Origin of the sequence: Paracoccus sigandri, from assembly GCF_003709565.1 — a bacterium.
In the GTDB taxonomy this organism is placed as follows: domain Bacteria; phylum Pseudomonadota; class Alphaproteobacteria; order Rhodobacterales; family Rhodobacteraceae; genus Paracoccus; species Paracoccus siganidrum.
Map to the genome: position 1 here is coordinate 1 of NZ_QNRC01000060.1, position 10,398 is coordinate 10,398.

The following is a 10,398-nucleotide window of genomic DNA, read 5'->3' on the forward strand; positions in this document are numbered from 1 at the left end:
GGAAAGAAGGGAGCCAGGCGCGCCATCTGCGCGTCGGTCAGCCAGAAGAGATCGCTCATGTCACCGCTCCGTTTTCGGAGGCGTGAATCACGCAGCGCAACAGAAATCAATGCATCCTGACCCTAAGTGAGTGCACTTTAAATAGGGTTCCTGCGTTCAGCAGCCTCGTAAGTTTTTGTTACCAATATCACAGCGGCGGCGCTGGTGGCTTGGTTATCGTACCAGCATTTACAGCCTTGGATTTTACAGATCGCCGAAAGAGCTTTCCGTCCACTGCGGCGTAGAGCCAATCTTTCGATCCACCAGCAAAGGACACTGCGGATACGGTGCCATATATTGGGGAGTTGAGGATCGGCCCCTGGCGGCCCGCCGCCTCGAAACCTTGTATTCCCAATGGAGTGGCAAAGAACGGCTGCCCCAAGTCATTCACGGTAACACTACGGTTTTCACTATAGAGCCCCACCTCCGGCATCTCAAGACGATAGTAGGGTTCCCCATCCACAAGGCCACCATCGGCCATAACATGAAATGACCATGCGAACTTGCTCTTGGCATCTCCAACGATCATAAATTCTTGATCAGGGCTCATGGAAATGCTTGATGGCTCATGTAAATCAGTACCGTCGTAAGCGGTAGAAATCTTGCCACGGGTGTCGATACGCAAAATTACTCCCTGTGCCGACTCGACAGCGTAGATGTCGCCCTGCTTGTTCGACGTGACAGCGGATGCGGAGACGTTGTCGGCAACTATTTCTCTATCTGCCACCGTCGCTCCATAAGAAACAATCAGTTTTTTCTCTGGTTGTGCAACGTAAAGACGACCGTTCGCGCCAATCGCCATAGATAAGTTTTTCCCCTGTTCATCTGCCAGCATAGTAATTGAGTCATCTTCAACTGACAGCCGCCAGATATTTCCGCTATCGTCGTTGAAATGTACATTCCCATCCATGTCGCTAGCGATACTGGAAATCGTCCCGTAGTCGGTCCCTACCTGCTCCCATGTTTCATCGCCATTAATTACCGAGAAGACGTGGCCACGGTCTTCCGACCCGGGCTGCCCATAGTAGAACGGCAAAGAGATTACTTTAATCGGCTCTGGATAGTCGCGCCACAACCACCGCAGAGCATCAGGCATGACTGCACGTCCATGGGTCGACTCGTGGCCAGCCACACCATATTCGAACTTAACGTCGTAACCTGCAAATTGCAGTGCTTCATGCATCGCCTGGTTTGCTGTTGGCCAACTTCCAGCATATCGTGTCCCAAAGGGTTGTAGATCTGTGATGTGGTCGGCCTTGCCCGCTTGCATAAATACACGGATGGGACGAGGCTCGGTCTTCCGGACAATATTCGCAAGCGTATGAGCGCCTTTCATACTAATATAAGTCCCATTGAAACTCATGACTCGACGAAACTGATCGGACCTATTCCACGCAGCACTAAATGCACCCACTGCGCCGGTACTGCTCCCTGCGATCGCGCGGTCATTGGGATTTTCGGAGAGGGGATAGCGTTTGGATACGGCGAGTAGCAGCTCGTCCAGAAGGAATCCAGAGTAGCGATCACTGATTGAATCATATTCGAAATGGCGCTCGTATCGATTTTGTCCGTCGCTCGAGCGAGTCGGGTGAACGCCCGGATCGACGAACACAGCAACAAGAGGAGGAATTTCGTTAGCTGCGATTAAATTGTCCAATATGACGTTAGTTTCCAATTTCGGATCAAGAAAGGTGCGAACCCCATCAAGAAAGATCATGACAGGTAATGGTTTAGAATTATCGTACCCTGCGGGCGTGTATACAACATAATTATGAGGCGTTCCCGGATAATACTTTCCTGGCGGTAGCATGAAGCTTTCCAGCTTCCCAGGCATTACGCCAACTTGTAGCTCGGCTTCTGGCGGTGGCATGTACACGATTTGCGCATTGGCGGGTGTGAACATTCCCCCCATCGCCAAAAGCGCAGAGACGAACACGGTTGTCTTTACTTTCATATTAATTCCTCTCTGTTGTCTTGTTAGTAGTCCAGGCGGGGCGATCTTGGCGCTGGTGCAGCAAACTCAGACCAAGCTCTTCTACTGAGTACCGCATGTGCTGGTTAGAAAAACATGTAGAGAGCCACGTGGGGCAAGGCCTATGGGGAAGGTTCTACGCCCACCTTTATCGGATCAGACTGCGCCTGTGCTACGCAGGTATACGCAGCACAGATGGCGTGACCTCAATCATCACTGCAAAAGAACAACTTATCTGGTGCAACCGCTATTCCAGAGATGTCCTTTAATTTCAGCCGCGCAGGATGCTGCGTCCCGCATATTCGGCGGTTGCGCCCAGCATTTCCTCGATGCGGATCAGCTGGTTGTATTTCGCCAGCCGGTCGGACCGCGCCAGCGAGCCGGTCTTGATCTGGCCGCAATTGGTGGCCACCGCCAGGTCGGCGATGGTGGCATCCTCGGTTTCGCCCGAGCGGTGCGACATCACCGAGGTAAAGCCCGCCCGGTCGGCCATGCGCACCGCGTCCAGCGTCTCGGACAGCGTGCCGATCTGGTTGACCTTGACCAGCAGCGAATTGCCGCAGCCCTTCGCGATCCCCTCGGCCAGCCGCGCCGGGTTGGTCACGAACAGGTCGTCGCCGACCAGCTGCACCGATGCCCCCAGGCGCTCGGTCAACAGCTTCCAGCCTTCCCAGTCGTCCTCGGAACAGCCGTCCTCGATCGACAGGATCGGATAGTCGGCGCAAAGCGCGGCCAGGTAGTCGACATTCTCGGCCGGGCTCAGCGACTTGCCCTCGCCGACCATCTCGTATTTGCCGCCCTTGAAATATTCGGTCGAGGCGCAGTCCAGCGCCAGCATGATGTCGTCGCCGGGCTTGTAGCCGGCCTTCTCGACCGCCTTCAGGATGAAGTCCAGCGCGTCGCGGGTGCTGGAGAGGTTCGGCGCAAAGCCGCCCTCGTCGCCGATGCCGGTCGAAAGACCCGCCGCCGAAAGCTCCTTCTTCAGCGTGTGGAACACCTCGGATCCCATGCGCACCGCGTCGCGGATATTGCCGGCGCTGACCGGCATGATCATGAATTCCTGGATGTCGATCGGGTTGTCGGCATGTTCGCCGCCATTGATGATGTTCATCATCGGCACCGGCAGGATCCGCGCCGAGGTGCCGCCGACATAGCGTAAAAGCGGCTGCTGGCAGGCATCCGCGGCGGCCTTGGCCACGGCCAGCGACACGCCCAGGATCGCGTTGGCGCCCAGCCGGGCCTTGTTGGGGGTGCCGTCCAGCTCGATCATCAGCGCGTCGATGGCGCGCTGCTCGGTCGCGTCCTCGCCGATCAGGTTCTCGGCGATCTCGCCATTGACGGCGGCGACGGCCTCCAGCACGCCCTTGCCCAGGTAGCGCGCCTTGTCGCCGTCGCGCTTCTCGACCGCCTCATGGGCGCCCGTGGACGCGCCCGAGGGCACCGCCGCCCGGCCCATCGTGCCGTCTTCCAGCGTCACGTCGACCTCGACGGTCGGATTGCCGCGGCTGTCAAGGATCTCGCGGGCGAATATGTCGATAATCGCGGTCATGGCTCTCTCCTCTTGCGATTGACGGTCAGTATTGGCCGAGCGGCGTGACCCGGATGCTGTTGGTGGTCCCCGGCACGCCGAAGGGAAAACCGCAGACCACGACGATCCTGTCGCCCGGCTTGCCGATTCCCAGATCCAGCACCGCCTCGGCGGCATGGATCGGCACCGTGTCGTGATCGCTGATCTCGGCCTCGTGCATCGAACGCACGCCCCAGACCAGCGACATGCGGCGTGCGACGGCCTCATCCCCGGTCAGCAGGACGGTCGTGCGCGGGGATCGGTGCGAGACGATCCGCCGTCCCGAAGCGCCGGTCGAGGAGAAGGAGACGATGGCCGGGGACGAAAGCGCATCAGCCAGTTCGACCGCCGCGAAGGCGATGGCCTGTTCGGCCGTGTCGACATGGGGCGCGGTCGCGCCAAGCGAGGCGGAATAGAAGGGATGCGCCTCGGTGCGGCGGATGATGCGGTCCATCATGGCGACGGCCTCGACGGGATACTGGCCCGACGCGGTTTCCGCCGACAGCATCACCGCATCGGTGCCATCATAGACCGCCGTCGCCACGTCCGAAGCCTCGGCCCGCGTCGGCGTCGGCGTGGTGATCATGGATTCCAGCATCTGCGTCGCCACGATCACCGGGCGGTCGAGTTGCCGGCACAGGCGGATGATCTCCTTCTGCCGGCCCGGCACGTCCTCGGGCGGGATCTCGACGCCCAGGTCGCCGCGCGCGATCATCACGCCATCCGCCTCGGCCACAATCTGCGGCAGGCTGTCCAGAGCCGAGGGCTTCTCGATCTTGGCGATCAGCCCGGCGCGACCTTGGATCAGGGCCTTGGCCTCGACCAGGTCCTCGGGCCGCTGGACGAAGGACAGCGCGACCCAATCGACCCCCAACGACAGGCCGAATTCCAAGTCGGCTCGATCCTTTTCCGTCAGCGCCGGCAGGTCCACCACCGTATCGGGCAGGTTCACCCCCTTGCGGTCGAGGATGCGGCCGCCGGCGATCACGCGGGCGGTGATGGTGTCGGCATCATGGGCGACGGCTTCCAGCCGGATACGGCCGTCGTCGATCAGCAACTGGTGGCCGGGGCGGATCGCGGCGAAAATCTCCGGATGCGGCAGGGGAATATCATCACCCTTGCTGCCGAGGCGCAGGGTCAGGGTATCGCCGGCCGCGACCTCTCGCGGGCCGCCCGGCACCTGGCCGATGCGGATCTTGGGGCCTTGCAGGTCCTGCAGGATGCCGATGGGCTGGCCGAACTCGGCCTCCAGCGCGCGGATGGTATCAAACGCCTGCCGGTGGTCGTCATGGCTGCCGTGGCTGAAGTTCAGCCGGAAGGTGTCGGCCCCGGCCAGAAACAGGCGGCGCAGCATTTCGGGGCTGCGGCTGGCGGGACCGACGGTGGCGAGGATCTTGGCGCGGCGCGGGCGCAGCGTATCGGGGGTCTGGTTGTTCATGGGATGTATACCGCCCTGAAGTCGTTGACATTGGTCAGGGTCGGCCCGGTCTTGACCAGGTCGCCGATCCTGTCGAAGAGGCTGTAGCTGTCATGTCCCGCAAGCACCTTTGCCGGGTCCAGCCCCGCCGCGCGGGCGCGGGCCAGCGTGTCGGGGGCGACGGTGGCGCCCGCCGCATCCTCGCTGCCGTCGATGCCGTCGGTGTCTCCGGCCAGCGCATGCACTCCGGGCAGGCCGTCCAGCGCCAGCGCCATGGCCAGCAGGAATTCGGTGTTGCGCCCGCCCCTGCCGGGCTTGGTCGCGCCGATGGTGACGGTGGTTTCACCGCCCGACAGCAGCACGGCGGGGCCCTTGACCGGTTGGCCATGCAGCGCGGCGGATCGCGCGATCCCGGCCATGATCTGACCGGTTGCGCTGGCCTCGCCCTCGATGGCGTCGCCGAGGATCAGCGGCGTCACCCCGTCGGCGCGGGCGATGGCCGCCGCCGCCTCCAGCGCCAGCATCGGGGTCGAGATCATGCGGTAGTTCGCCTGGAAAGCTGGCAGTGGTTCGGGTGTTTCCAGCAGCAGGCGGCGCGCCGTCTCGGGCAGGTCGGGGCCCAGCATCCGCACCACCTCGGACAGATCCGCCCCCGCGTCCGGGTCATGCACCGTCGGACCCGAGGCGATGGCCAGCGGATCGTCGCCGGGCACGTCCGAGATCGCCAGCGTCACCACCGGCGCGGGGGCCGCCGCCAAGGCCAGTCGCCCTCCCTTGATGGCCGAGAGCCTGCGGCGAACCCGGTTCATCACCGAGATCTGCGCCCCGGAAGCCAGGAGCAGGCGGTTCACCTGCATCTTCTCGTCCAACGTCAGGCCGGGCGCGGGCGCGGTCATCAGGGCCGAGCCGCCGCCCGAGATCAGCGCCAGCACCAGATCGTCGGGACCAAGCCCGCCGACCGCATCCAGGATGCGCTGCGCCGCCTGCGCACCGGCCTGGTCTGGCACCGGATGGGCGGCCTCGATCACTTCGATGCGGCGGGTCGGCACGGCATGGCCGTAGCGGGTGACGACCACCCCCGACAGGTCAACGCCGGGCCAAGCGTCTTCGACCGCGCGGGCCATGGCGGCGGCGGATTTCCCCGCCCCCACCACGACGATGCGCCCGCGCGGAATTTCGGGCAGATGGCGCGCGACCGTCTTGGCCGGATCGGCGCTGTCCACCGCCGCGCCGAACAGGCGCAGCAGAAGGTCTTTCGGATCGCGCGTCATCGCCGCACCTCAGATATTGGCGCCGCGGATGGCCGCACAGACGGCATCCGTGACCTGTTGCGTGGTGGCGGTGCCGCCCACATCGGGGGTCAGCACGCCATCGGCGCAGACCTGTTCGACCGCCACCATCAGGCGCTTCGCGGCATCGCCCTCGCCCAGATGCTCCAGCATCTGCGCGGCAGTCCAGAAGGTTGCGACCGGATTGGCGATGCCCTTGCCGGTGATGTCGAAGGCCGAGCCGTGGATCGGCTCGAACATCGAGGGATAGCGCCGTTCCGGGTCGATATTGCCGGTCGGCGCCACGCCCAGGCTGCCCGCCAGCGCGCCCGCCAGATCCGACAGGATATCGGCATGCAGGTTGGTCGCCACGATGGTGTCGAGGCTTTGCGGGTTCTTGACCATCCGCACGGTCATGGCATCGACCAGCATCTTGTCCCAGGTCACATCGGGAAATTCCTTCGAGACCTCGGCCGCGATCTCGTCCCACATCACCATACCGTGGCGTTGCGCGTTCGACTTGGTCACCACCGTCAGCAGCCTGCGAGGCCGCGACTGCGCCAGCTTGAAGGCATAGCGCATGATCCGGGTGACGCCGACGCGGGTGAAGATGGCGACCTCGGTGCCGACCTCCTCGGGCAGGCCCTTGTGGGCACGGCCGCCATGGCCGGAATACTCGCCCTCGGAGTTCTCGCGCACGATCACCCAGTCCAGGTCGCCGGGGCCGACGCCTTCCAGCGGCGACTGGATGCCGGGCAGGATCTTGGTCGGGCGCACATTGGCATATTGGTCGAAGCCCTGGCAGATCGGCAGGCGCAACCCCCAAAGCGTGAGGTGATCGGGCACGTCCGGCGCGCCGACCGCGCCGAAGAAGATGGCGTCGAAGGCTTTCAACTGCTCGGGGCCGTCTTCGGGCATCAGCGCGCCGGTCTTTTTGTAGCGTTCCGAACTCCAGTCGAATTCGGTGACGTCGAACTTGAATTTCCCGTCGCGTCCGGCCAGGGCCTCCAGCGCTTGCAGCCCGGCGGCGATCACTTCGGGGCCGATACCGTCGGCGGGAATGGCGGCGATCTTGTAGGTTTTCATGGGTGTGGTCCTCTCCTCATTCGGTCCTGACAAGCCGAATGCGTCGCCAAAGGGGGCGCGGTTACCCTGAAATCTCCTCCCCTGCGACGCCTTGCGGCGATCACATGCGACGCTGTTCAGCGACCGCAAGGCAACGATACGACCGACGAAGGCGCCGCAGCAATTTGCGTAGAATTATATACGGTTCCGCAATAAACTGACCGGGGAGGAACTCATGGACATTCACCAGATCAGGTGCTTCCTGGCCGTGGCGGAAGAACTGCATTTCGGCCGGGCGGCCCAGGCAATGGGCATATTGCCGGCCTCGCTGACCCGGCAGATCAGGCTGCTGGAGGATCGTTTCGAGACGCGTCTTTTCCTGCGCACCACCCGGAACGTCGCGCTGACCGAAGCGGGAACGGCGATCCTGGAGGACGCCCGAGCCCTCGTCGCACAGGCCGACCAGTTCGAGCAGCGCATCCGCAGCGTGAGGCGCACGGAGAAGCCGGTCCTGAAGGTCGGCGCCATCGATAGTGCCGCGACCGGGCTGATGCCGCAACTTCTGCAGCTTCTGCGCCTCAAGCATCCCGAGATCGAAGTCCAGTTGATCGAGCAGAAGACGATTCACCTGCTACCCAAGATCCTGAGCGGCAGCATCGACATCGCCTTCTGCCGCCCTCCCGATATCCGTGACCCGAATATCCATTTCCAGACGCTGTTTTTTGAGACCGCCGTCGTTGCCCTGCCCGAGAAGCACCCTTTGGCGAATCGGGTCGAACTGAACATTCGCGATCTGGCGGACATGCCGCTCATCGTGCCCGACCGCCGATCCCGGCCACATTCGCACGACCTGACGATCAAGCTGTTCACCGATGCGGGCCTGACCGCACGCATCGCGCAAGTGGCGGAGGAAAAGCATACCATCGTCAGCCTGGTTGCGACGGGCGCGGGACTGGCCATCGTGCCCAAATGGGTTTCCCGCATGGCCGTGCCGGGGGTCGCGTTTCTGCCGCTGGTGGTGCCGGAGGGCACCACCCGGTCCAAGCTGATTCTGGCCGCGGCCTGGGCGCGCGGCACGCGCGACGACCAGCGCGATGCCCTTCTGGCCGTTCTGGACGAGAATCTGGACGCCATAGAAGAAAGTGCCTGAAACGCTTGCGCGGCACAGGGATCTTTTATTGATGTTCTTTATATAATCCTGTGCAAGTTGATCGCCGGGCCACTGATCCGCATCCTCCTGTGTCAGACCGCCCTTTCGGCTCGACAGGACGGTCGGGAAAGACTTGGGAGGAGGATTTCCTTGAAACGACCGCGATCCCCCTGACTACTGCGTGGGAATTGCCCGCGTGTTCCGCTGCCCGCACGAGGCACGGATAAGCGGTGCTTTCCGCAGGCAAGGACAACACTGCGCTGCCATCCGCAGCCGCGGCGTGTGAGTCTATGCCTGCTGCAAGGCAGTACGAACGGGGATGTTCAGCCATCGCTCCAATGGCGCCTCGTGAATGCGGCGTGTTTCCGCGTGCGCTCTCGATATCTGGGGAGGGATCCATGAGCCCGACAACCATTACCCTGCTGCTTCTGCTTTTCGCGATCGTCATGTTCGTCTGGGAGAGGATCCCGCTTGCCGTGACCGCGATGATCGTCTGTCTCGGCCTGGCGCTGACCGGCGTTCTGGAGCCCAAGGAAGCCTTTGCCGGCTTCGTCAACAACAACGTCATCCTGTTCGTCGGCATGTTCGTCATCGGCGGCGCCCTGTTCCAGACCGGCATGGCAAGCGAGATCGGCGGTCTGGTGACCCGCTTCGCAAAGACCGAACGACAATTGGTGGTTGCGATCATGATGATCACCGGCCTGATGTCGGGCGTTCTGTCCAACACCGGCACCGCCGCCGTGCTGATCCCCGTCGTCATCGGGATCGCGGCGAAATCGGGCTTTGCACGGTCGCGCCTGCTGATGCCGATCGTCTTCGCCGCCGCGATGGGCGGCAACCTGAGCCTGATCGGCGCCCCCGGCAACATGATCGCCCAGGCCGCGCTCGAATCGATCGACCTACGCTTCGGCTTCTTCGAATACGGCTATGTCGGCTTGCCGATGCTGCTGGCGGGCACTCTTTTCATGGCTACCATCGGCTACAGGCTGCTACCGGATCACAAGGCCGACGAGGCCCGTGACACGCACCTTCAGGAAGCCAGGACTTCCGTGCCGCAATGGAAGAAGACCGCCTCCCTGATCATCCTGGTCTGCACGGTTCTGGGCATGGTCTTCGAAAGGCAGATCGGGATACCCCTGCACATCACCAGCGTGATCGGGGCGCTGGTTCTGATCCTGACCGGCGTCATCAGCGAGAAGCAGGCCTATGGGTCCATCGACGCCCAGACCATCGTGCTCTTCGGCGGGATCCTGTCGCTGGCCACGGCGATGGAGACGACCGGGGCCGGCACGGCGGTCGCCCAGGCGGTGCTGAACCTGATGGGACCGGACACGCCGATGTTCGTCATCATGCTGGTCATCTTCCTGCTGGCGGTCGCGCTGACCAACTTCATGTCCAACACCGCCACGACCGCGCTGCTGGTGCCGATCGGCATGTCGATCTCCACCACCATCGGCGCCGACCCCAGGGCGGTTCTGATGGCGATCGTGATCGGCGGCTCGCTGGCCTATGCCACCCCGATCGGCATGCCCGCCAATGTCATGGTCCTGGGGCCCGGAGGATATACGTTCAAGGATTACGCCAAAGCCGGCCTGCCGCTTATCCTTGTGTCCACGATCGTGAGCATGGTCCTGTTGCCGATCCTGTTCCCGTTCTTCCCCTGACCGCATGAATGGCGGAAAAGACCGGTTCGAGCGGCCGCGAGCGATGCTCGCGGCCGCAATCGTAGAGAATCTCACAGGATACATATAGAGCGCGGGATAGTCCGGAAATCGGCATATGATTTGCCATTCCCTTAGGGTCAGGATTCATAACCAATAGATGACGAGAGCCGCGAGGGCGATGGCTGAGAAGAACACCTTGGGGCATCGGTCATAGCGGGTCGCGACGCGCCTCCAGTCCTTGAGCCTGCCGAACATG

The 10,398-nt window shown here is 62.7% G+C and carries 7 protein-coding genes and 1 pseudogene; 2 read left to right on the forward strand and 6 right to left on the reverse strand.

The genetic code is table 11. From position 1 onward, the window contains the following. Nucleotides 1-187: 187 nt before the first annotated feature. The 5 genes from C9E82_RS22925 to C9E82_RS22945 all read right to left on the reverse strand — a co-directional run bounded on the left by C9E82_RS22925 (nucleotide 188) and on the right by C9E82_RS22945 (nucleotide 7,349). Nucleotides 188-1,993 carry an alpha/beta hydrolase-fold protein gene (locus C9E82_RS22925; RefSeq protein WP_119900822.1) on the reverse strand — a complete coding sequence of 602 codons (1,806 nt, stop codon included), beginning with the start codon at nucleotides 1,991-1,993 and terminating at the stop codon, nucleotides 188-190. Between the two features lie 289 nt (nucleotides 1,994-2,282). Further along, the gene (eno, locus tag C9E82_RS22930) at nucleotides 2,283-3,560 is read right to left on the reverse strand and encodes a phosphopyruvate hydratase (protein ID WP_122449402.1); all 1,278 of its coding nucleotides are present in this window, start codon (nucleotides 3,558-3,560) and stop codon (nucleotides 2,283-2,285) included. A gap of 25 nt (nucleotides 3,561-3,585) precedes the next feature. Beyond that, nucleotides 3,586-5,016, reverse strand: a complete 1,431-nt coding sequence (gene pyk / locus C9E82_RS22935; RefSeq protein WP_119900827.1) for a pyruvate kinase — start codon at nucleotides 5,014-5,016, stop codon at nucleotides 3,586-3,588. Next, nucleotides 5,013-6,266: a glycerate kinase type-2 family protein gene (locus C9E82_RS22940; RefSeq protein ID WP_119900826.1), complete on the reverse strand. Its 1,254-nt coding sequence runs from the start codon at nucleotides 6,264-6,266 to the stop codon at nucleotides 5,013-5,015. Before C9E82_RS22940 ends, pyk begins: the two co-directional genes overlap by 4 nt. Before the next feature lie 9 nt (nucleotides 6,267-6,275). After that, nucleotides 6,276-7,349 (reverse strand): tartrate dehydrogenase, encoded by a 1,074-nt coding sequence (locus C9E82_RS22945; RefSeq protein ID WP_119900825.1) that lies wholly within the window; start codon nucleotides 7,347-7,349, stop codon nucleotides 6,276-6,278. A gap of 214 nt (nucleotides 7,350-7,563) precedes the next feature. Here C9E82_RS22945 and C9E82_RS22950 point away from each other — a divergent pair, with 214 nt between their 5' ends. Further along, the gene (locus C9E82_RS22950) at nucleotides 7,564-8,478 is read left to right on the forward strand and encodes a LysR family transcriptional regulator (protein WP_119900824.1); all 915 of its coding nucleotides are present in this window, start codon (nucleotides 7,564-7,566) and stop codon (nucleotides 8,476-8,478) included. Between the two features lie 230 nt (nucleotides 8,479-8,708). Continuing rightward, the gene (locus C9E82_RS22955) at nucleotides 8,709-10,142 is read left to right on the forward strand and encodes an SLC13 family permease (RefSeq protein WP_205962232.1); all 1,434 of its coding nucleotides are present in this window, start codon (nucleotides 8,709-8,711) and stop codon (nucleotides 10,140-10,142) included. A 144-nt stretch (nucleotides 10,143-10,286) separates the two neighbouring features. On the opposite strand, the pseudogene C9E82_RS22960 reads toward C9E82_RS22955, so the two are convergent. Continuing rightward, nucleotides 10,287-10,398 (reverse strand): annotated as a pseudogene (locus tag C9E82_RS22960) (IS5/IS1182 family transposase); the annotation flags it as partial.

Bases quoted from the DNA above. Each gene is read 5' to 3' on its own strand.
- C9E82_RS22940 (WP_119900826.1), bottom strand. From the start codon at position 6,266: ATGACGCGCGATCCGAAAGACCTTCTGCTGCGCCTGTTCGGCGCGGCG.
- eno (WP_122449402.1), bottom strand. From the start codon at position 3,560: ATGACCGCGATTATCGACATATTCGCCCGCGAGATCCTTGACAGCCGC.
- C9E82_RS22950 (WP_119900824.1), top strand. From the start codon at position 7,564: ATGGACATTCACCAGATCAGGTGCTTCCTGGCCGTGGCGGAAGAACTG.
- C9E82_RS22925 (WP_119900822.1), bottom strand. From the start codon at position 1,993: ATGAAAGTAAAGACAACCGTGTTCGTCTCTGCGCTTTTGGCGATGGGG.
- pyk (WP_119900827.1), bottom strand. From the start codon at position 5,016: ATGAACAACCAGACCCCCGATACGCTGCGCCCGCGCCGCGCCAAGATC.
- C9E82_RS22945 (WP_119900825.1), bottom strand. From the start codon at position 7,349: ATGAAAACCTACAAGATCGCCGCCATTCCCGCCGACGGTATCGGCCCC.